General features: G+C 65.3%; 17 protein-coding genes. 3 read left to right on the top strand and 14 right to left on the bottom strand.

Annotation, left to right across the window (positions count from 1 at the left end; genetic code table 11):
- Window positions 1-19 precede the first annotated feature (19 nt).
- From AC1DIM_RS11155 to AC1DIM_RS11140, 4 genes are all read right to left on the bottom strand, one after another.
- Window positions 20-805: a hypothetical protein gene (locus AC1DIM_RS11155; protein ID WP_477710546.1), complete on the bottom strand. Its 786-nt coding sequence runs from the start codon at window positions 803-805 to the stop codon at window positions 20-22.
- Window positions 798-1,361, bottom strand: coding sequence for an RNA polymerase sigma factor (locus AC1DIM_RS11150; protein ID WP_477710545.1), 564 nt, complete (start codon window positions 1,359-1,361; stop codon window positions 798-800). Before AC1DIM_RS11150 ends, AC1DIM_RS11155 begins: the two co-directional genes overlap by 8 nt.
- A gap of 107 nt (window positions 1,362-1,468) precedes the next feature.
- Window positions 1,469-2,152 carry a protein tyrosine phosphatase gene (locus AC1DIM_RS11145; RefSeq protein ID WP_477710544.1) on the bottom strand — a complete coding sequence of 228 codons (684 nt, stop codon included), beginning with the start codon at window positions 2,150-2,152 and terminating at the stop codon, window positions 1,469-1,471.
- 328 nt (window positions 2,153-2,480) lie between these two features.
- A complete protein-coding gene (locus AC1DIM_RS11140) occupies window positions 2,481-3,332 on the bottom strand; it encodes a DMP19 family protein (protein WP_477710543.1) in 852 nt (283 codons plus the stop codon).
- A gap of 194 nt (window positions 3,333-3,526) precedes the next feature.
- Between AC1DIM_RS11140 and AC1DIM_RS11135 the strand changes: the two genes are divergently transcribed.
- The gene (locus tag AC1DIM_RS11135) at window positions 3,527-6,994 is read left to right on the top strand and encodes a DEAD/DEAH box helicase (protein ID WP_477710542.1); all 3,468 of its coding nucleotides are present in this window, start codon (window positions 3,527-3,529) and stop codon (window positions 6,992-6,994) included.
- A gap of 36 nt (window positions 6,995-7,030) precedes the next feature.
- Here AC1DIM_RS11135 and AC1DIM_RS11130 read toward each other — a convergent pair whose 3' ends face one another.
- On the bottom strand, window positions 7,031-7,741 hold the full coding sequence (locus AC1DIM_RS11130) for an HNH endonuclease family protein (RefSeq protein WP_477710541.1): 711 nt from the start codon (window positions 7,739-7,741) through the stop codon (window positions 7,031-7,033).
- A 420-nt stretch (window positions 7,742-8,161) separates the two neighbouring features.
- Here AC1DIM_RS11130 and AC1DIM_RS11125 point away from each other — a divergent pair, with 420 nt between their 5' ends.
- Window positions 8,162-9,829, top strand: a complete 1,668-nt coding sequence (locus tag AC1DIM_RS11125) for an HNH endonuclease signature motif containing protein (RefSeq protein WP_477710637.1) — start codon at window positions 8,162-8,164, stop codon at window positions 9,827-9,829.
- 119 nt (window positions 9,830-9,948) lie between these two features.
- Here the strand turns inward: AC1DIM_RS11125 and AC1DIM_RS11120 are convergent, their stop codons facing one another.
- Complete coding sequence (locus tag AC1DIM_RS11120) at window positions 9,949-11,238, bottom strand: ammonium transporter (protein ID WP_477710540.1); 1,290 nt, start codon at window positions 11,236-11,238, stop codon at window positions 9,949-9,951.
- A 289-nt stretch (window positions 11,239-11,527) separates the two neighbouring features.
- Window positions 11,528-12,865 (bottom strand): NADP-specific glutamate dehydrogenase, encoded by a 1,338-nt coding sequence (gdhA, locus tag AC1DIM_RS11115; RefSeq protein ID WP_477710539.1) that lies wholly within the window; start codon window positions 12,863-12,865, stop codon window positions 11,528-11,530.
- 149 nt (window positions 12,866-13,014) lie between these two features.
- Between gdhA and AC1DIM_RS11110 the strand changes: the two genes are divergently transcribed.
- Entirely contained in the window at window positions 13,015-13,872 is an 858-nt protein-coding gene (locus AC1DIM_RS11110) for a prephenate dehydratase (RefSeq protein ID WP_477710538.1), read from the top strand.
- Between the two features lie 8 nt (window positions 13,873-13,880).
- On the opposite strand, the gene betT is transcribed toward AC1DIM_RS11110, so the two are convergent.
- The 7 genes from betT to AC1DIM_RS11075 all read right to left on the bottom strand — a co-directional run.
- Window positions 13,881-16,136, bottom strand: coding sequence for a choline BCCT transporter BetT (betT, locus tag AC1DIM_RS11105; RefSeq protein ID WP_477710537.1), 2,256 nt, complete (start codon window positions 16,134-16,136; stop codon window positions 13,881-13,883).
- Window positions 16,137-16,267: 131 nt separating this feature from the next.
- Window positions 16,268-18,160: an FAD-binding monooxygenase gene (locus AC1DIM_RS11100; RefSeq protein ID WP_477710536.1), complete on the bottom strand. Its 1,893-nt coding sequence runs from the start codon at window positions 18,158-18,160 to the stop codon at window positions 16,268-16,270.
- A 109-nt stretch (window positions 18,161-18,269) separates the two neighbouring features.
- Window positions 18,270-18,641, bottom strand: coding sequence for a hypothetical protein (locus AC1DIM_RS11095; RefSeq protein ID WP_477710535.1), 372 nt, complete (start codon window positions 18,639-18,641; stop codon window positions 18,270-18,272).
- A 161-nt stretch (window positions 18,642-18,802) separates the two neighbouring features.
- Complete coding sequence (locus AC1DIM_RS11090; RefSeq protein WP_477710534.1) at window positions 18,803-19,228, bottom strand: heat shock protein transcriptional repressor HspR; 426 nt, start codon at window positions 19,226-19,228, stop codon at window positions 18,803-18,805.
- A gap of 15 nt (window positions 19,229-19,243) precedes the next feature.
- Window positions 19,244-20,215, bottom strand: a complete 972-nt coding sequence (locus AC1DIM_RS11085; protein WP_477710533.1) for a DnaJ C-terminal domain-containing protein — start codon at window positions 20,213-20,215, stop codon at window positions 19,244-19,246.
- 322 nt (window positions 20,216-20,537) lie between these two features.
- The gene (locus AC1DIM_RS11080) at window positions 20,538-21,197 is read right to left on the bottom strand and encodes a nucleotide exchange factor GrpE (protein WP_477710532.1); all 660 of its coding nucleotides are present in this window, start codon (window positions 21,195-21,197) and stop codon (window positions 20,538-20,540) included.
- Between the two features lie 2 nt (window positions 21,198-21,199).
- On the bottom strand, window positions 21,200-22,325 hold a 1,126-nt coding region (locus AC1DIM_RS11075), incomplete at its 5' end, for an Hsp70 family protein (protein ID WP_477710531.1).

Here is a 22,325-nt window from a genome sequence, read left to right as displayed (position 1 = left end):
GATGCGGCAGCAATCCCGACTACGGCTGGACCGGCTGGACGCCCGGCAGAGTGACTGGAGGGGTGGGCGGCAAGGACAGCGCTGGGGGCTGTCCCTGGCCGTTCGGCACCCGGGCCGGCACCTCCGGAACGCCCGGCGTGAGGCCCGGCGTGAGGTTTGGCGGAGCGGGCAGGTCCGGGAGCGGCGCGGCCGGACCGGAGGACGGCCGGCCGGGCGGCACAGCCGGGGCCTGGCTGGAATGGGAACCCGGGGCCGCCGGTACCGGCTGCGTGACGGCCGGCGCGGCGGGCACTGTTGCCGGCGAAACCGGCCGAGCAGGCAACGGGGCGGGCGTTTCCGTGGGGGCAGGAGCTGACCCTCCGGCCACGTTTGCCACGAAGGAGCTGACTGCCTGGTTCACGTGGCCGATGGAATCACGGAGGCCCTGGTCGGAGGCAACCGCGACGGCGCCGCCGGCCGCCAGCGAAACGGCCACCGACAATGTGGTGAGGGTAATCCGGCGCTTGGCACGACGGCGGGCGGCGAGCTCGTCGGTTGCCGGCGGAGTTGCCACGGCATGCGCATGAACCGGCTGGGCTTGAGTAATGGCATCCGGTCCAGAGGCCGGAGCAGGGACGGCTGCGACGCGACGTGTGTGTGCCGGGACCATCAACGCGGCCACCGCGGCGGAGGCCTCGGGTTGGCCGGCGGCCAGGCCGCGGAGGGTCTGCAGGGCGGAACGGAGTGCAGCGTCGTCGTCGAGTCCGGCGTCACGGAGCAGTTCGTCGACGGTCCCGTCGCTGCTGGAGCCTGCGATGTCACTCATGGTCTGCCTGGTTTCTTCGAAGGGTTTGGTCCTTGAGGTTTTGCAGCGCCCGGCGTTGGAGCTGCTTGATGGCGCCTGGGGATTTGCCCATGATGCCGGCCACCTGCTCGATGGATAAATCAGCCACGACCCTCAGGGCCAGGACTTCCCTGTGGTCGTCGGCCAGGCCCTCGAGCATGCCCGCCGCGCCGCCGGTGTGCTCGAGGGCGTGGTCCTCTGCGGAGGCCGTGCTGCGTGCGTCCTGCAGGGGGTCGTAAGGGGCGAAGGCCGGCCTGCGTTCCACGCGCCGGTAGTGGTCCACCATCCGCGCGTGGGCGATCGAAAACACCAAGGACTTGGCGCCCTGCAGGCCGCCGGTCAGCTCGCCGATTTTGGGGAAGAAGGCCAGGAAGACGTCCTGGGTGACGGCCTCGGGATCGTCGACGCCGCGCCCCTTGAGGTAGCCCAGGACTGCGCCGGCAAAGCTCCGGTAGACAACCCCGAAGAGCACGGCCGGATCAGCGCCGGCAGTGTCTGCAAATATGTCGATGTCTTCTTGGGCCAAAGTGTCTGGCACCAGTGGCTCCTCCGTCCCGGGCGATGGACTGCTTCGTCCCGGCGTTCTGGGCTGCGGGCAACCCCTATGGGGCCGTTTTCCCGCAGTCCAGCCTAGCCGAGAGGGTCCTAGCGGCCCGAAACTACAGGAACGTCTACGTCGTCGCCGGGAACGGCGGTCACGGCGGGCACGGCCGGAGCAGCAGGTACAGCCGGAGCGACGGGAACGCTGTGGGCGCCCGGTACTGCCGGCACTGCGGGAACTGCCGGAAGTTCGGGGCGCTCGGCCTTGACGGTCGCGGCGCCTTCGGCAGCAGCCTTGGCTTCAGCGGCAGCAGTGCCGTGGGCGACGACGTCGGCGCAGAAGGCTTTGACGTTCCCTTCGCCCTTAGCGGCGATAACCAGTGAGGAGAAGCCTTCGGAGGACGCGTTGAGTCCGCCGTTCGTGAAGGCGGTGCACAAGCCGACGGCTGCGGCGCCAGCGGCGTCCACGGCGGTGCCGGCAGCTGCGGAGACCTCGGCCTCGGCTGCAAGCTTGTTTTCTGACACGGTGGCCTTACCGGTCACTGCGGTGTCGCCCTTTACGGCGGCGTCGCCCGAGGCGTTGCCTGAAGATTTCGCGAAGGCAACATCCGTAGCGTCAGCGGTCAGCTTCGGGGCCGGGGCGCCAAGCAGTTCGTGGGCGGTCTGCTGGGTGCCGGCCGGAAGGACGCCGGAAACAGCGGCGATGCCGGTTCCGCCGACGGCCAAGGTGCCTGCGGCGAGGACTCCGGCTGCGACTTTGCTGGTGGCGAGAACAGTGAACAACGACATAAGACACTCCGAAAACTAGAGAACATGTGAGATCCGGTTCCGTGAGGAACCCATCACGCCCTACATCGCTGGCCGCACGGAGAAAGTCACGGCCCTTCGAAAAATTCTTTTCGGTACCCGTCCTGGAGACGGGGACGTCCTGGAGATTCCCGCCACGGGACTGGCCCGGAACACCTCACACAACAGCCGCCGTCKAAATCGCCGGAACGCTGCGGGGCCACCAGAACTCTACGGCGGCCCCGCACCCTCCCGGCGAATTGGGCGAGCTGGGCGGACCGGGTCGCCGGAACTTCCGACGAACCCGGCCGCCCGCGTCAGGTGAGGCGCGCTACGCCTCGATCATCTCGTCGTCGTCCACTTCTTCGAACTCAACGGCGGCGACGATTTCCTGGCTTTCCGGGTTGATCATGAACGCCTCGTCTTCTTCCTCAACCATGAGGAACTCGCCGTGGTCCGTGCTGAAGTGCCAGGCCAGCGTCTTCTCACCGTTGTGGACGTAGTTGGGGTTCCCCATGGTGATTTTTTCGAGGGCGTAGCCGGCCACGTCGCACAGTTCCCGGATGATGATTTCGAAATCGGGGGCCTCGTCCAGCGCTTCCTCATCGGCCCTGGCCTGGCGCTCTTCGAGGTCGGGCAGGAGCTCAACCTGGCGCTCGATGTAGGCGCTGAGTTCCTCGTCGTCCAGCACCAGCAGGCCTTCCTGGCCCAGGAGCCAGGCGGCATTGAGGGCGGTGATGTTCTCGGTTTCGAACAGCTCCTCGAACTCGCCGTCGAGTTCTTCCATGGTGCGTACGGCGTCGTTGGACTCTTCCTCGGCGTCCAGGTCGCCGTCGAGGTAGCGTTCCTCATCCTCCTCGGACAGCGCATCAAACACCGAAACGGTCCGGTTGAAGAGCTCCAGGTGCGCCTTTGCGCCCATGCTTTCAAGGCCCTCGCGGATCAGCGGGTCCACCTCGTCGCGGTCGGCGGTGAACACGTACTGGGCGAAGCCGCCCTCCAGGGACTGGGTGACGTAGAAGTCCACGTAGTAGCTGCGGAGCGCCGAGGGTGCGATTTCGCCGGAGTCGAGCAGGCTCCCGTACATGGCGTTCACCACGTGAACGTTGGCATCGACAACCTCCTCGCTCCCGGCTTCGATGCTGGCCTTGGTCAGGACGACGGGGTTCTGGCTCGTGGTCATGGGATTCCTCACTGCTTCTGAAAACCGGATGATTCTCGGGACACTTTCACGCTACGGGGGCCCGGACAGCGGTGGGTTGAGGCGGAAGTGAACGTCAGGCGAAGTTTCGGGCCCCCGCCGGGCGAACTAAGATGAATCAGATAACCACCGATCGGACACGGCCCCGCCGTGGCCAGCTGAAAGTAGCGCGCACCATGCCATCCCAACCGGACGAGAGTGCGGCACTGGCAATACAGACTCCCGCCATTAACGACCGTTCCCTCGCGGCCGGCCTGGCGTATGCCATGGGCAGCCGCGTTTCCGGTATATCGTTCGACGCCACCACCGGGCTCATGCTGGGCAAGGTCCGGGGAGGCGCGGACGTGCCTTACTCCACCACGGCCAAGCTGGTACGGAAAACGGGCGGCTGGAGCTGCACCGTGGGCGTGTGCAGCTGCCCCGTCCGCAAGGACTGCAAACACGTGGCGGCGCTGCTGTTCGCCGCCGAGGACAACCCTGCCATCCGCGTCCAACTCCTGGCACCGGCCGAGGTCTCCCGGCTTTCCCGCCAGCCCGCCAGCCTGGACCTGGCCGACTGGGAACAGGCCCTCAGCCCGCTGATTTCGCAGCCCGGCATCACCCAGTCCAGCAACGGCATCCCGCTGGCCCTCCAGTTCGAGATCGAGGAACCCGCCCCGCACTTCTCCTACACAGGCCGCCGCGACCCGCTGCGCAGCGTGCGCCAACTCAAGGCCCGGCCCGTGATCATGGGCTCCAAGGGCAAATGGATCCGCGGCGACGTCTCCTGGAACACCCTGAGCTACCTGAACTTCCGGCGCGAATGCAACGAGGCGCACATCGAGTGGATGCAGACCTTCCTTGCCGCGCACACGGCGGCCGCCAACCGGGTCCACAACTCCTCCGCGCTCTGGCTCGGCCTGAACACCTTCGCCGGCAAGAACATGTGGGGGCTGCTCGCCGACGCCAAAAAGATCGGCCTCGCCCTGGTCCACAGCCGCGGCAGTGAGCCGGTGCGGCTCGCGGAGTCTCCCGCCGCCGTCGGGCTTAACCTGAGCCGTTACGGCGCGCCTGCACCTGCCGCGGAGGGTGCCACGGGCGTTACTGCAAAAGCAGCCGACGACGGCGGGCTGGAGCTCGCGCCCACCATCACCGTGGAGGGGGAAGAGGTTGATCCGGCGTCGGTGGGCACCATCGGCCGCCCCGCGCACGGCATTTTCCTGACCACCGGCGGCGAGGCGCTGCCCGGGGTGGCTGCGGACAATGTGATTACGCTGGCCCCGCTCGAAAGTGGCCTGAGCGAGGAGCTGTTGACCTTCGTGACCGCCGGCAGCACCCTACACATACCCGCGAAAGATGAGACCCGCTTCCTCACCGGCTTCTACCCGAAGCTCAAGCAGACGGCCCGGGTGACTGCCAGGGATGAATCGGTGCAACTGCCGGCCCTGGCCGTCCCCACGTTGTCGCTGCTGGCCAACTACGGCGCGGACCACCGCGTGCGGCTGCACTGGGAATGGCATTACACGTCCGGAAACATGGTCACCGCCCAGCCGCTCTGGCGGCATCCCGGCGACCACGGCTACCGTGACGACACCGCCGAGGCCCGCATCCTGGAAGGCATCGGCCAGCCGTGGGACGTTGTCCCGGCCTTGGGTGAATCGGCCACCGGCGGCTGGGGTACGCCGCGCCTGTCGGCTTCGGCAGAACTGAGCGGCCTGGACACCCTGGCCTTCACCGAGGAGGTTCTGCCCCTGTTACGCCAGGCGCCGGACGTTTCCGTGGACACCGCGGGCGACATCGCAGACTACCGGGAGGCCGAGGAGGCGCCGGTGGTGTCCATTTCCACCAAGGCCACGGAGCAGCGCGACTGGTTTGACCTTGGCATCCAGATTTCGCTCGAGGGCCAGCCGGTGTCCTTCGCCGCCGTGTTCTCCGCGCTGGCGGCCGGCCAGACCAAGATGCTCCTGCCCAGCGGCGCCTATTTCTCCCTGGACCTGCCGGAACTCCACCAGCTGCGGGCCCTGATCGAGGAAGCCCGCTCGCTGCAGGACAACAAGGATGCGCCGCTGCAGATCAGCCGTTTCCAGGCCGGGCTCTGGGACGAACTCGCCCAGCTGGGCATCGTGGACGAGCAGGCCGCGGCGTGGCGCTCCGCGGTGGGCGGGTTGCTTGAGGGCGGGATCGAAGGGCTGCCGCTCCCACCTTCCCTGAACGCCGAACTGCGGCCGTACCAGCTCGAAGGTTTCAACTGGCTGAGCTTCCTCTACAAGCACAGCTTGGGCGGAGTCCTCGCCGACGACATGGGCCTGGGCAAGACCGTGCAGGCCCTCGCGCTGATGTGCGCGGCGAAGGAGCAGGCTGCGGAGCTTGCGGCCACCACAGCGCCCGGCGTTCCAGCGCACGGCGTTCCAGCGCCCGACGGCGGCACTCCCTTTTTGGTGGTGGCGCCCACCAGTGTGGTGGGCAACTGGGCGGCTGAAGCCGCACGCTTCGCGCCGGGCCTGACGGTCCGCACCGTCAGCGAAACTTTCGCGAAGAACGGGCAGGATGCCGCGGTTGAACTCGGCGGCGCGGACATCGTCATCACCTCCTACGCCCTGTTCAGGATCGACTACGATTCCTACGCCTCCAAGGCCTGGGCGGGCTTGGTGCTCGATGAAGCCCAGTTCGTGAAGAATCACCAGTCCAAGGCCTACCAGTGCGCCCGCAAGCTGCCTGCGGCGTTCAAGCTGGCCATCACCGGCACGCCGCTGGAGAACAACCTCATGGAGTTCTGGGCGCTGACCTCCATCGTGGCGCCGGGCCTGTTCTCGAGCCCCAAGCGGTTTGCCGAGTACTACCAGAAGCCGGTGGAAAAGAACGGCGACAAGGGGCAGCTGGAGAAGCTCCGCCGTCGGGTCCGTCCGCTGATGATGCGCCGCACCAAGGACCAGGTCATCAAGGACCTGCCGCCCAAGCAGGAGCAGATCCTGGAGGTGGTGCTGAACCCGCGCCACCAGAAGGTCTACCAGACGCACCTGCAGCGCGAACGGCAGAAAATCCTGGGCCTGATCGAGGACGTCAACAAGAACCGCTTCACCATCTTCCAGTCGCTCACGCTGCTGCGGCAGCTGAGTTTGGACGCGTCCCTGGTGGATCCGTCGCTCTCCGCCGTCCGCTCATCGAAGCTGGATGTGCTCTTCGAGCAGCTCGAGGACCTGGTGGCCGAGGGGCACCGGGCGCTGATCTTCAGCCAGTTCACCGGCTTCCTCGGCAAGGTCCGCGAGCGGCTTGTGGAGGAGAAGATCGAGTTCTGCTATCTCGACGGCGGCACCCGGAACCGTACCGACGTCGTCAATGAATTCAAGAATGGCAGCGCGCCCGTATTTCTGATTTCACTGAAGGCCGGCGGCTTTGGGCTGAATCTGACCGAAGCCGATTACGTCTTCCTGCTGGATCCCTGGTGGAACCCCGCGTCAGAGGCGCAGGCTGTGGACCGGACCCACCGGATCGGACAGGCCCGGAATGTGATGGTGTACCGGCTGGTGGCCAAGGACACCATCGAGGAAAAGGTCATGGCTCTGAAGGCGCGGAAGTCGCAGCTGTTCGCGGACGTCATGGAAGGTGATGCCCTCACCGGCGGCGCGATCACGGCCGAAGACCTCGCTGGGTTGTTCAAGGACTGAGGTGCCTGATCTCCCACTGGCGGGATAGGTCACCGCCTACCCGCAGGTAGCTAGAATCCCGGCGATTGCGTCATGCTCGGCCTGGGTGGCCCACAGTTGATACTTGGCCTTGACGGCGGTCTGGCGGGCAACATATTCGCAGCGGAACGCTGTGTTTGGCGGGAGCCAGGTGGCCGCATCCTTGTCGCCCTTGGCTCCATTGGTGGGCCCGTCCGCAGCCATGAGGTTCAGGGGATCGTTCGCCAGCTGTCTTCGCTGATCGGCGCTGAGTTGCTGGGCGCCCTTCTGCCAGGCGTCGCTGAGGGCGACGAGGTGATCGATCTGGACGGCGGTGCTGGTGCCATTGCCGCGGACAAAGTTGATGGTGGCGCCGGTGTACTTGTCGGCCAGCGTGCCGGTGGCAACCACACAGTTCTGCGTGCCCGGCTTGAACGTCTCTCCTTCCAGGTCCCTGGCGAGGATGTCGTTTCGGGTGTCACAGCCGTTTCGGTCGACGTCGGCCCAGGCAGGACCGAATTCCTCGCGGGTGTAGCCGGTCTTGGGTGCGCGTCCCTTCACCGGGATGGTTTCCAGCTGGGCGAGGGCCGTCGCCACTTCGGCGGCGCTTACAGATGCGGCGGCGGAGTTGTCCGACGGTGCCCCTCTGACCCCTTCGGCCATCTGGCTTGCGGCCTGCCCTGCAGCTTGGGCGGCGGCGTCACAACCGGCGAGGGAGCCTGCGAGGAGCAGACTGGTGAACAGGGTCAATGCCTTGGTGGCGGCGGAACGGTTGATCTTCGTGTCCTTCAGGAGTCCTGCGGACGCAGGAGTGCGGTGGATGCAGCAGTGCGGTGGACGCAGCAGTGCGAACGCAGCAGTGCGGTGGAGGTGAACAGGCTACTAGCGCCGCCCGTCCTGACCTGACAGGCCAGTGCGTGGAGTCCGTCACGCTCCGGTGCGGTGCCGGCGCGCCAATGCTGTCGCTGCGGCCAGGATCAGGGCGCCCAGCAGCATCGACCTCGATGCGGGAGGCCCAGTCATTGAAAAGATCACGAGATTCTTTTTGGGCTGGTCACACTGCGGACCTTAAATGTCGTACCCCCTCGACATGATGGAAACATGGAAAGCACAGCAGCGGACGCGGTGTCAGCAGGCGTAGTGTCAGCGGACGAGCGCCCAGCAGACGCGATGCCAATCGCCGCTGCATCTGCGGATGCGGCGTTTGAGGCCGTCGTGGCTGCTGTTGCCGAGCTGGACGAACTTCGTCGCCAGCATGAGGATCCTGCCGGACCGGATCCGTTGCGCCGGGGTGTCGACGACGCCCTGGACCGCCTGGCCGTAATCTCCCGGCTCGAAGCAAGCACCGCCGCGCTGAAAGTCCTCACCACCGCGGAATTCGCGGACCGGACAAAGGCGTTAACGCCCCCTGCCTTGTCCCCGCAGGAGCTCACGGCCCACGAAATGGCCGCCGTCGCGGAGGTCGCCTGCGTCCTGACCGTCAGCGAACCCAACGCCGCCACCCTGCTATCCGCATCCCACCGCCTCACCACCGCACTGCCGCTGACCCTGGCCGCCCTGGCGGCCGGGACCATTTCCTGGCAGCACGCCCGGATCGTGGTCGATGAAACCCTCAATCTTGATCATGCCGGCGCGGCAGCCCTGGAAGCGCACTTCCTGGACCCTGACGCGCCTAACCCGGCCCGGGGCCCGGCCGGGGAAATGGTCCCGTCCCGGTTCCGGGCCAAAGCCCGCACCTGGCGGGAACGCCACCACCCGGACAGCATCGAAAAACGCCACACCAAGAGTGCCTTGGACCGGCGCCTCGAGTACTCCCCGGACCGGGACGGGATGGCCTGGCTTTCGGCCTACCTGCCCGCCGACACGGCAGCCGGGATCTGGGAGCGGACCACCACCGCCGCCCGGGCAATGCAAGGCCCCACAGAGGCCCGGACCCTCACCCAACTCCGCGCCGACACCGTAGCGGCCTGGCTCCTCGGAGGACAAGCAGGCCTGGTCCCGTCCCCGAAAGCCCAGGTCCTGATCACCGTGCCGGTGTTCGCACTGATGGGACTGACCGAGGAGCCCGCCATGTTGGACGGGTACGGGCCGATCCCGCCATCCATGGCCCGCACCCTCATTGCCGATGGTGCCCAGTCGTTTCACCGCGTCCTGACCGACCCCCGGAACGGGGCGCCGCTGGAGATCGGGAGGACCAGCTACCGGATCCCCAAAGCCATGCGCCAATGGCTCCGCCTACGGGACGGCAAATGCCCCTTCCCCGGCTGTTCCAACCAGTCCCTGGACAACGAAGCGGACCACGTCCTTGCATGGGCCAAAGGCGGCACCACAGGAATCTCCAACCTCGGCCAACCCTGCCGCAAACACCACCGGCTCAAACACACCACGCCTTGGACACCCACCGAAGCCACCCAAGACAAACCACCAGGCTGGATCTCACCCTCCGGCCGCCACTACCAAAGCGAACACCCCGACCGGGAACCACCCCACTGGCCACAGCAACTGAAAGATCCCGTGTTTGATGCCGCCCTTCACATTGATCAGGACTTGCGGGGCCCCAATCGGGGCTATCCCCTGTCCTCCGACACCCTGCGTCGGGACAGCAACATGCCTGTGGGTCCTTTCGATGGCTGGGCCGCGAAAGAAGATTCGCTGTCTGAGCATCTTCCCGAAGATCCATTCCCGGAACACAGCCTGCTCCACTTTCCGCTGCCAGAAGATGATCTTCCGGAGTATGTACTGTTCCCCGACGACTCACTGCCGGGACGGCCTCTCCCCCAAGATCCCTATCCGAGCTGGGCGGCACTCACGACCGTGGGCCGAACCGCGGAACTATAAGCCAGCAGGCGCTGGCACCGGTCCGCAGTTCGGCCCTCGGCCGGACTCGTGATCTATTGATTTGTTGAGCTGTCAGGGTTGACCTGTACGGGGCGACCCCGCGATCAGGGCGAGCTGTATCAGACCCGCTGCGGCGAACCCAGCTGCACAGGGTCTTCGTCCGTCAGGTAGGCCAGCTCCGAGTGGGCAGCGAGGTCGATGCCCCGGAGCTCATCTTCCGGCTTAATACGCAGGCCGACTACACGGTCCAGGATCTTCGCCAAGATCCAGGTCACCCCAAACGAGTAGGACAGAACGGAGACGGTGGCGATCGCTTGGATCCCCAGTTGTTCGAGGCCACCGCCGTAGAAGAGACCGCTCACTCCGTTCGGAGCCTTGTCGGTTGCGAAGAGCCCGATCAGCAGCGTGCCGATGATGCCGCCCACCAAGTGGACGCCTACAACGTCGAGTGAGTCGTCGTAGCCCAGCCGGAACTTCCATTCGATGGCGAGCGAACAGACTGCGCCGGCGATGGCCCCGATGGCCAGTGCGCCCAGCGGGCTGACGGCACCACAGGCCGGAGTGATGGCAACCAGCGCGGCTATCAGCCCGGATGCCGCACCCATGCTGGTGGCTGCCCCGTGGCGGAGCCGCTCAACCAGTGCCCAGGCGAGGAGCCCGGCGGAAGCCGCCACTGCCGTGTTCAGGAAAACAACGGAGGCCGACTGGCCGGCTGAAAGGGCGGAACCGGCGTTGAAGCCGAACCAGCCAATCCACAGCAGCCCGGCGCCAATGAGCACCAAAGGCCTGCTGTGGGGTTTGGTGTGTTCCATCTTCGGCCAGCCGGAACTCTTGCCCAGAACCAGTGCCAGTGCCAGTGCGGCCGCGCCGGCGTTCATATGCACCGCGGTGCCGCCGGCAAAGTCGATGGCCTTGATGCCGTTGGCAATCCAGCCGCCGGTGACGCTCCCGTCCGCAGAGGAGAAGGCGAACACCCAGTGCGCTATGGGGAAGTAGACGATCGTGGCCCAGATGCCCGCGAACAGCATCCAAGCACCGAACTTCATCCGCCCCGCGGCGGCTCCCGCAACCAGGGCCGTGGTGACACAGGCGAAGAACAGCTGGAACGCGGCGAACAGGATCCCCGGGATGGGTGCCGAATCATCCTTGGCCAGCAACTGTCCCATGCCCGGGAATTCGGTGATGTCACCGATCAGTCCCAGGCCCCCCACGGAGTTGCCGAAGGCCATTGAGTACCCGAAGAGCGCCCAGAGCACCGCCACCAGGCTCGCGCCACCGAAGCACATCATCATCATGTTGAGAATGCGACGAGACCCCACCATGCCCCCGTAGAACAGGGCCAGGGCGGGAATCATCATACAAACCAGCGCGGAGCTGGCCAGAATCCAAGCGACATTTCCCGAATCCATGGGAAACCCCTTTCGTGATGCGAAGAGAAAACGGAAATTGCCCGTCGAGGCCGCGCCGGAGGAGGGACGCGAAGTCAGTACCACGTTCATTGGATGGCAGCTATTTGCCGTCTGATTCCAACTGTAGGGCTGCCGTTTCGCCGTAGGTTTCCGGCCGGTTAAATCAACGTTTCCGGCATCCTCAGGCGAGTCCCAGATGTCACTCCAGCCCTTCGTCACCAAAGCACAACGGCCACGGACCTTGTTGGTCCGTGGCCGCTGTGAAACGTGCTGTTTTTCGGGGGATGCCTTAGATGAGCCCCTGCGCCAGCATGGCGTCCGCTACCTTGACGAAACCGCCAATGTTGGCACCCAGCACGTAGTTGCCAGGGTCGCCGTATTCGTCCGCGGTGGAAGCGCAGCGGTCGTGGATTCCCACCATGATTTCAGTCAGGCGCTGCTCGGTGTGCTCGAAGGTCCAGGAGTCACGGCTGGCGTTCTGCTGCATCTCAAGCGCCGATGTTGCAACCCCGCCTGCGTTAGCCGCTTTGCCCGGTCCGAACAGCACTCCAGCGTCCTGGAACACCGACACGGCGTCACGGGTGGAGGGCATGTTGGCGCCTTCACCGACGGCGACGAGACCGTTGCGCACCAGCCGCGCGGCAGCAACGCCGTCGAGCTCGTTCTGCGTGGCACAGGGCAGAGCCACTTTGGCGTCCACGTCCCACACGGACCCGGCCTCCACGTAGGAGACGCCGGGACGGCGGAGGGCATAGTCTTTGAGTCGTCCGCGCTCCACTTCCTTGACCTCTCGCAGAAGTCCGACGTCGATTCCCGCCTCATCCACGATGTAACCGGAGGAGTCGGAGCACGCCACCACGCTGGCACCGAGCGTCTGGGCCTTGGCAATGGCATTAATGGCCACGTTTCCGGAACCGGACACCACGACGCGCTGGCCATCGAAGGACATTCCGCGGGTCTTCAGCATCTCCTGCGTGAAGATGACGGTGCCGTAACCTGTGGCTTCGGGACGCACCAGGGAGCCGCCCCAGGAGATGCCCTTGCCCGTCAGGACGCCGGATTCGTAGCGGTTGGTGATGCGCTTGTACTGGCCGAAGAGGTAGCCGATTTCACGCCCGCCCACGCCGATGTCGCCGGCGGGCACATCCGTGTACTCGCCGATGTGGCGGTACAGCTCCGTCATGAACGACTGGCAGAACCGCATGATTTCAGCGTTGCTGCGTCCGCGGGGGTCGAAGTCCGAGCCGCCCTTGCCGCCGCCAATGGGCATGCCGGTGAGGGCGTTCTTGAAGATCTGCTCGAAGCCGAGGAACTTCACGATGCCGAGGTAGACCGAAGGGTGGAAGCGCAGGCCGCCTTTGTAGGGGCCAAGGGCTGAGTTGAATTCAACCCGGAAACCCCTATTGATCTGCACACGGCCGGAGTCGTCTGTCCAGGGAACGCGGAAGATAATCTGGCGCTCGGGCTCGCACAGGCGCTCCAGGATGGCGGCCTCGAGCAGCTCAGGGTGCCTGTCGTGGACGGGGCCCAGGCTCTCGAAAACCTCGGTCACAGCCTGGTGGAATTCGGCCTCGCCAGGGTTTCGCGCCAGTACCGTATTCCGGATGGCTTCAAGCCGCGCGTCCACACTGTCTCCTCAAATTTGTTAAATGTTCAACATGAAATGATAACAACCGAATGTTGCTGCCCAGGTCTTTGTGTCGTTCGCCCTAAAATCCACTACTCGCCGTCGCCTCGTTTGGGTCGGTGGGCACCAGACGTGAAACCATACCGAGCATGGCCCAGAAAATTGCGTACCAGGGTGAACCCGGCGCCAACTCAAATATCGCGTGCATGGACATGTTCCCCGAGCTTGAAAGCATTCCGTGTGCCAGCTTCGAGGACGCTTTCGAGCTGGTATCAAGCGGTGAGGCTGAGCTGGCCATGATTCCGATTGAGAACTCGATTGCCGGCCGGGTGGCTGACATCCATATCCTGCTGCCCCAGTCGAACCTGCAGATCGTGGGCGAGTTCTTCCTGCCCATTCACTTCGATCTGCTGGGCATCCCGGGCAGCACCATCGAAGGCGCCACCGAGGTCCATAGCCATATCCACGCACTGGGGCAGTGCCGCCGCCTGATCCGCGACGCCAAGCTCCGCCCCGTCATCGCCGGCGACACCGCCGGTTCAGCCCGGGAGGTCCGGGAATGGAACGACCCCACCAAACTGTCCCTCGCTCCCCCGCTCGCCGCCCAGATCTACGGCCTGGAAGTGCTGGCGTCGCGCGTCGAGGATGATCCTTCCAACACCACCCGTTTTGTGGTGCTGGCACGGGAAAAGGATCTACCCACCCGGGAAGAGTTGACCGGACCGGCAGTGACCAGCTTCGTGTTCCGCGTCCGCAACGTCCCCTCAGCGCTCTTCAAGGCGCTCGGCGGGTTCGCCACCAACGGCGTGAACATGACTCGGCTGGAGAGCTACATGGTGGGCGATGAGTTCGCCGCCACCATGTTCATGGTGGACGTGGAGGGCCACCCCGAGGACCTCCCCCTGCGGCTGGCCCTGGAGGAGCTCGATTTCTTCACCACCGAAGTCCGCATCCTGGGCGTCTACCCCGCCGCCGACTACCGGACGGCCCAAGCTGTCAGCAGCTGACGCGGCAGTTACTCCTTGACCGGCCCGTCCGCGTCGTCCGCTGCGGGCTCAATCTTGGTGATGGAGCCCGTGGCAGGCGGCACCGGAGGCGTGAGCACCGAGGCGTAGTCGTGCTGGGTGGAGTAGGTCAGGAACCCCAGGTGGGCCTCGTAGCGGTCCAGGACGTCGTCGATGATCTGCTGATGGGTCACGCCCATCAGGTCATACCCCTCCGAGCCGGTCTGCGCGAACACCTCCACGCGGTAGTAGACGTCGGTTTCGCGGGACATGCGGCCGCCGAACATCGGGACCGGCGCCTCCACAGCCTGGACCTGGTACTGGAAATCGCGGTGGTTCGGGATGCTGACAACCAGGGCGTGGCTGGAGATGTTGGCTTCCTCGTTGGGAATGATGTCCAGGGTTGCCTGGTAGCCCTGCTTCGTGAACTCCCGGAGCACGTCAGCCAGCGCCGGCTGCACAACGCGTTCCATGAACTGGGCGACCTGCTTCTTCGAAGGATACGAACGCATCCCGGCCAGCCGTTGCCGCCAGGTGCGGTCCGGCACCATGCCGCCGTGCGCCGCCGTCGACTGCCTGCGCAGGACCTGGCCCTCGCGTTCGGCGCGCTCCATGCGCAGTGCCTTCGAGAAGGAAGCCATCACCAGCCAGGCGATGATGGTCACGGGCAGGGCAAAGATGAGAGTGGCGTACTCCATGGTGGTCACGCCGCCGGCAACCAGCATCGCGATGGTCAGCAAAGCGGTGAGGACCGCCCAGAAGATGCGGAGCCATTTGGCACCGTCCTGGGACGGGTCAGGGATGGAGGAGGAGAAATTGGACATCACCATGGCACCGGAGTTGGCGCTCGTCAGGTAGAACAGCAGGCCGGACAGCGTGCCCAGGCCGATCAGGAAACTGGCCCCGGGGAACATTTCCAGCAAGGCATACCAGCCCTGTTCCGGGCTGTCCATGGCCAGTTGGGCGAAGTCCTTGTTTCCGCTCAGGACCTCGTGCATGGCGCTGTTGCCGAAGATGCTCACAATCAGGAAGTCGCACAGAACCGGGGCGGTAATGGCGGCAATCACGAACTCCCGCAGCGTCCTGCCACGTGAGATACGGGCCAGGAAAAGGCCCACGAACGGGCCCCACGCCAGCCAGAAAGCCCAGAAGAAGAGCGTCCAGCTGGCCATCCATTGAGACCCGCCATTCTCATAGGCGAAGGTCTGCAGGGTGCGGTCGGGCAGGGTGAAGAGGAACCGGCCAATGTTCTCCACCATCGAGTTCAACAGGAATGAGGTCTGGCCGGTTACCAGGATGTACAGCAGCATGGCCGCGGAACTCCAGATGTTCAGCTCGGAAATCCAGCGGATTCCTTTATCAACACCCGAGGTGCACGCGGCGATGGTCAGAACGACGGCGACAATCACCAAGGCGATTTGCAGCGCCAGGCCTTGCTCCAGACCGAATATCAATGCGAAGCCCACATTCAGGAGCACCACACCGATGCCCATGGACGTGGCAACACCGAAGACGGTTCCCACCAGGGTGACGATGTCGATGGCGTCGCCAATGCCGCCACGGACCCGCTTGCCCAGCAGCGGGTAGAGGGCTGCCCGGATGGACAGGGGCATGCCCCACCGGTAGGCGAAGTACCCCATAGCCATGCCGAGGAGGGCATACATGGCCCAACCGGCCACCCCGTAGTGGAACATGGTCCACACCACGGCATCTGCGGCGGCCGCCGGTGTTTGTCCCTGGCCTGAAGGCGGCGACATGTACTGGCTGATGGGCCCGGTGACCGAGAAGAAAAGCATGTCGATGCCCACGCCGGCGGCGAACAGCATGGCCACCCAGGTGAAGAGCTTGTACTGGGGCCGCGAGTGGTCCGGGCCGAGCCGGACCGAGCCTTCCTTGGAGAAGGCGACCCACAGGACAAACCCGATCACTACAGTCACGGTGAGGACGTAGAACCAACCCACGTTCTCCGCGATCCAGGCCACCACCGTCTTCATGGTGGACTGTGCGGTCGCCGGCACCAGCATCGCCCACACCGAGAACGCGACGATGATGACCGACGCGATCACGAACACGCGCCAGTTGACCTTGGGCTGGGGCTCCTCGAAAAGTTCGGCGGGGCCGCGACTAAGCTCCTGGCTGGAAACCGGCGGGCGGTTCTCGAATTCCGGGCCGCTGCGCTTGCGATCTGTACCGCCAAGCTGACTGCGTGGAACCAGCGCCTTCGGTGGTCCATCTGCCGGGCGCCGCGTGTCTTCTTGTTCAGCCATGGAATCTCATGCTAGTACACCGCACCAAAACGGGGCCTGGTCAGCGGCACCCCGCTCGGCTGCTTCAAGCAGGCAATTTCACCGGGACTGAGGCTTTTTTGGGCGCTGCCCTTGCTCCGTTTTGCAGTCGGTCAGGAGGGTTTCCGCCCTGGCAGGAGGGGCGCGAAGAAGGCGGCGAGCTCCGCCGTCGCTGTCAGGGGCAGCACGTTCGCCACGTACTGGTCCGGCCGTACAACCACCACCACACCGTCACGGTGAAGGCCCCGAAGGTCGAAGATGTCTGTTTTGGGATCGGTGGCGTAGACCTTTTCGTAGTCCGTGAGCTTGAACGGCCCAACATGCGGCTTGAACGCCGCCGGCACGGCGCCTATTTCCACTGTGGTGTGGTCCTGCTGGTAGATGACCTTGACGTCGAACCACGCGTCCGGATCAGCTCCCGACGGCGTTGCCGCGAGCGGCGATTCGGCTGAATTCGCGAGCCACCCGGCCAGGTCCGTGGTGGGTGATGGGGAGCCTGCGGCGGCCGCATCTGCGAAGACGTAGATGCGCCAGCGGCCGTCAGCTGTGGCGTGGTGGCCGAGGTGAATGGGGTTGGCGTCGCAGACCCGCACCACGGGCGCCGACCTGAAACGCTTGCCGATCGGGAAGCCCGCGGCCAGGTCCTGATATGCCGGTTCGGCGGTGATGAGGGACGGCGTGTACTGGGTCATAAACCCCGCGGGGAATTCGGCCGTTCTGACGTAAAAGTCCTCGAGTTCGGAGGGGCTATCAAACTCCTCCGGTTTCTTCGCCATCATGGTGGACCATACTTTGTCGAAGTCGATGAGATTCTTCGCCACAACCTGGCGCTCGGCCGAATACGTGGCCAGCAGGCCGGCGGGACTGCGGCCCTCGAGCACGTGTCCAAGCTTCCAGCCAAGGTTGAAGCCGTCCTGCAACGAGACGTTCATGCCCTGGCCGGCCTTGGCGCTGTGCGTGTGGCAGGCGTCGCCCGTGATGAACACCCGCGGCGTCCGCGTGCCGCGCTGGTCCGGAAGGACGTCGTCGAACCTGTCCGTGAGGCGGTGGGCGACCTCGTACACGCTGTGCCAGGCGACGTTCCGGACGTCAAGCGAGTACGGGTGCAGGATGGCGTTCGCGTGGCCGATGATCTGCTCGATCGTGGTGCTCCGCACGGCACCCTTATTGTCCGGGTCCACCTCGCCGAGATCAACGTACATGCGGAACAGGTGGCCGCCTTCGCGAGGGATCAGCAGGATGCTGCCACCCGAGCCGGACTGGATGGCGCATTTTGTCCGGATATCGGGGAAGTCCGTGACGGCAAGGACATCCATGACGCCCCACGCGTGATGGGCCTGGTCACCGGCCATGGTACAGCCGATCGCGTCCCGCACCTTGCTGCGCGCGCCGTCCGCACCGACAACGTATTTGGCCCGCACAACGCGCTCTTCGCCCTCGTTCGGACCGGCCGCATGGGCGAGGGTGACGGTGACTGGGTATCCTCCCTGGCCGACTTCCAAGCCGCGGAACTCGTAGCCGTAGTCCGGCGCCATCCTCGTGGGCGCATCCGCCATGTATTCGGCGAAATAGTCCAGGACGCGGGCCTGGTTGACGATCAGGTGCGGAAACTCGCTGATCCCCATCTCGTCATCAACAGCCCGGGCGGCACGGACGATCCGGGAGTGGTCCGCGGGGTCGGGTTTCCAGAACGCCATCTCCGTGATGCGGTAGGCCTCGGCGATGATCCGTTCGGCGAAGCCAAAGGCCTGGAAGGTCTCGACGCTGCGGGCCTGGATGCCGTCGGCCTGGCCGATGACGAGCCTTCCTGCACGGCGCTCCACGATGCGCGTGGTGATGCCGGGAAACTGGGAAAGCTGGGCCGCGGCGAGCATGCCTGCGGGGCCGGTGCCCACGATGAGCACGTCAACCTGGTCGGGGAGTTCCGCCGGGCGGTCAAGGCCGACGCCGGCGGCAGGCCGGATGCGCGGATCCCCTGATACGTAACCATGGTGATGGAACTGCACGGGCTTTCCTCACTTCGTTGTGTGAATGTACTCGATAGTACGCTGGACGGCCCGCGATTTCAGGGCCAAGGCCCGGCGCACTATTGCGTACCCGATGAGGAGGTCCGGACTAACCCATCGCCGGCGCCACCCGGGTCCCGTGACTGAACTGGCGCCGGCCCCAGCGGGCGAGTTTCTTGCCCTTGCCCTTCCACCAGCTATCCTCGTCCTTGTCATGGTGGAGGCGGAAGATGATGGCCACCATCACGAACGTGGACATTCCAACGTCCGTCCAGGACCAGGACAGCGCGGCGATGAGCGCACTCATGCCCGTGGCGATGATCGACGGGATGGCCAGCGTCCGGAAAACCGTGCTGGCCACGTACCGGCGGTGCGATCTGGGCACCGAGAGTGCCCGCACCATGTCAAAACAAGCACAGACCACCACGACGGTCTGCCCGATGGCGAGCAAGAGCAGCCCAGCGCTGGACCCTGCAAACATTACGACTGAAGAACCGAACACGTGAAACCCCCAGAGGCTCGAACTTGCGCTGTGAGACCAGCAACGGTTCCATTCAAGACACCGGGGGCGGACGGGTCACGAGTAGTGTGTACTCTAATTTTCCGAGTACTTGCTTGCCGGAGTGCTTGCCTCCAGCATGCTTACTCGCCCAGTGCCCTGGGCCGCCAGACCACAACAGCCTGCGAGCGTGCGCGGGGACGCTGGCCGCGTGCCAGGCTCACCACATCGCCCGCCGCGCCGGCGGCAAAAATCCTTGAGTCCAAGGGATCACGACGGCGGGCCACTTCCTCGGTCAGCTCGCTGACCTTGCGCTGGAGTGCGGCCACCTGGTTCTCAAGCTGGAGGATACGCTTGATACCCTCCAGCGAGACGCCTTCGTGGGAGAGCCGCTGGACCTCACGCAGCATGTTGACGTCCCGCTGCGAGTAGCGGCGGGACTTCCCCGGCGCCCGGCTGGGCGAAACAATCCCCAGCCGGTCGTATTGCCGGAGCGTCTGCGGGTGCATATCCGCCAGTTCAGCCGCCACCGAGATCACGAAGATCGGCTGGTCAGCACTGATATTCACGGTCTGCTCCGCTGCTTACAGCCGGGCCTTGGCGGCCAGGCCCTGCCGAACATCGGCGTCGGCAGTGGCCTCGGCGAAGGCCTTCACGGCCGCCTCAGCCTCTTTGTTCAGGTTCTTGGGAACCGCGACGTCGATAGTCACCAGGAGATCGCCTGTCACCTTCGAAGTCTTCACGCCGTGGCCCTTGACCCGGAGCGTGCGGCCCGAGGGCGTCCCGGCCGGGACGCGTACCTTGACCTTCTCGCCGTCGATGGTGGGAACCTCGATGTCAGCGCCCAAAGCAGCTTCCGGGAAGGTAACCGGAACGTGGATGCGGAGGTTGTCGCCGTCGCGCGTGTAAAAAGCGTGGGGCTGGACCGCAACGGCAACCATCAGGTCGCCGTTGCCTGCCGGCGACGGCTGGCCCTTCCCGCGGACGCGCACCTTCTGGCCGTCTTTGATGCCGGCGGGGACACGGACATCAATGACTTCGCCGCTGGGTTCCCGCAGGCCGATGGTGGTGCCGCGGATCGAGCCGGCAAAGGAGATGCTGGTACTCGCGGTGCGGTCGGCACCCTTTTGGGGTGCACGCTGGAAGCCGGTCTGGCCGCCAAACCCGCCGCCGAACAGGTCCGCGAACTCGGGCGGGATGCCGCCCGAGGTACTGAAGCCGCCGGCGTGGCGGCCGGCGTTGCCGGTGAACAGGCCACCGAACATGTCCTCGAACCCACCGTTGCCGCCCGCGGCGCCGCCCGGTGCAAACCTGGCGCCTCCGCCCATGGCCCGGATGGCGTCGTACTGCTGGCGTTCGTCCGGATCGGAGAGCACCGAGTAGGCCTCGGAGATGTCCTTGAACTTCTTCTCCGACGCAGCGTTCCCCGCGTTGGTATCCGGGTGGTGCTGGCGGGCAAGTTTCCGGTACGCCTTCTTGATGTCGGCGTCGGAAGCGTCCTTGGCGACACCAAGGATCGCGTAAAAGTCCTTGTCCACCCAATCCTGGCTAGCCAATGGCGTTTCCTTTCTAATTCTTCTTAAGTTGTACCGACGCTCTCCGCGGTACAAGGGCCCCCGCCCCTACGCTGGGTGGCTAAGGATCTGCGATCCTTAGCCACCCAGCTTCGGTAGGCCCGATGCCACTCCCGGGGCCCATGTACCGCTCCGAGCTTTGCAGTTAACTCACCTTAGGCGAGGCAACCGCTGAGCGACGGACGGATGAGGGGGCCAGGGAGTGGCATCGGGCCTACCGGAGCGTGGAGGCATAGTCCGTGAGGACTTTGCCTCCACGCGAAGGGGCGGGGCCCCTCATCCGTCTGGCGCAGGTGAGCAGAAACTACGCAGGAACCGCGACGATAACCTGTGCGGCGCGGAGGACTCGGTCGCCGGACCGGTAGCCGGAGCGGAGTACCTGGCTGACGGTGTCAACCTCGATGTCTTCGCCCGGCTGCTGGATCAGGGCCTCGTGGATGTTCGGATCGAACTCCACGCCGGTTTCGGCGATGCGGACCAGGCCGTACGTCTTCAACGTGGTCTCCAGCTTGGTGGCGATGGCCGCGAACGGACCGTCCGCGAGGTCACCGTGCTGGCGTGCGGCGTCAATGTCGTCCAGGACCGGGAGCAGGGAGTTCAGGACGCCGATAACGGCCATCTCCCCTGCTACGGCCCGGTCGCGTTCAACGCGCTTGCGGTAGTTGACGTATTCGGCCTGGAGGCGGAGGAGGTCGTTCTTCAGCTCGGCCGCCTCAGCATGCCCTGCTCCCTGGGCCACAGATTCCTCGGCCGGCACCTCGACGCCGTTGAGGATTTCCTCGGCCTGGGCGAGGGCGTCGCCGTCAGAGTCAACCGGGGACTCGCCCTTCGGCGCCTCAGCGTGCTGCTCACCCTCCGGGTGCCGGGCCTGCCCGGTCACCGGGTCAACCTTGCGGTTGTCCCGGATGACCGGCTCCGGGCTAGTGGATGGGTTGTGCTCTTCCTCGTTACCGTGGTGCGGCATGGCTACTTCTTCGCTTCGTCTTCGTCGATGATTTCGGCGTCGACGATGTCTTCATCAGCTGCCTTCTCGCCGCCTGCGGCACCTTCAGCACCTGCAGCGCCCGTGGCGCCGTCCGGGGAACCGGCCTGGGCGTAGATGGCTTCGCCGAGCTTGCCCTGGGAAGCCTGCAGCTTCTCAAACGCGGTCTTCACGGCTGCGTCGTCGGTGCCTTCGAGCGCCTTCTTGAGGGCGTCAACGTCGGCCTGGACCTCGGTCTTGACCTCTTCGGGCAGCTTGTCGGCGTTGTCGGCGATGAGCTTGTCCACGGAGTAAGCGAGCTGCTCGGCCGTGTTGCGGGTGTCGGTTGCCTCGCGGCGGGCCTTGTCCTCGGCTGCGTGCTCCTCGGCGTCCTTGACCATGCGGTCAATGTCTTCCTTGGACAGGGCGGTGCCGCCGGTGATGGTCATGGACTGTTCCTTGCCGGTGCCCTTGTCCTTCGCGGAGACGTGCACGATGCCGTTGGCGTCGATGTCGAAGGTGACCTCAACCTGCGGGACGCCGCGCGGGGCCGGCGCGATGCCGGTCAGCTCGAACGTGCCCAGCGGCTTGTTGTCGCGGGTGAACTCGCGTTCGCCCTGGAAGACCTGGATGGCCACGGACGGCTGGTTGTCGTCTGCGGTGGTGAAGGTCTCGGAACGCTTCGTGGGGATGGCCGTGTTGCGCTCGATCAGGTGCGTCATGACACCGCCCTTGGTTTCGATGCCGAGGGACAGCGGGGTGACGTCGATCAGCAGGACGTCCTTGCGCTCGCCCTTGAGGACACCGGCCTGGAGTGCGGCGCCGACTGCGACGACCTCATCGGGGTTGACGCCCTTGTTGGGCTCCTTGCCGCCGGCCAGTTCCTTGACCAGGTCGTAGACGGCGGGCATACGGGTGGAACCGCCGACGAGCACGATGTGGTCGATCTCGGAGAGCTTGATGCCGGCTTCCTTGATGACGTCGTGGAACGGCTTCTTGGTGCGCTCGAGCAGGTCCTTGGTGAGGTCCTGGAACTTGGCGCGGGTCAGCTGTTCGTCCAGGTGGACCGGGCCGTCGGGGGTGACGGAGAGGTACTGGAGCGAAACGTTGGTGCTGGTGGAGGGGTGGAGG

Source organism: Pseudarthrobacter sp. 01T43, from assembly GCF_056398665.1.
This window is presented reverse-complemented; position numbering and strand designations above follow the sequence as displayed.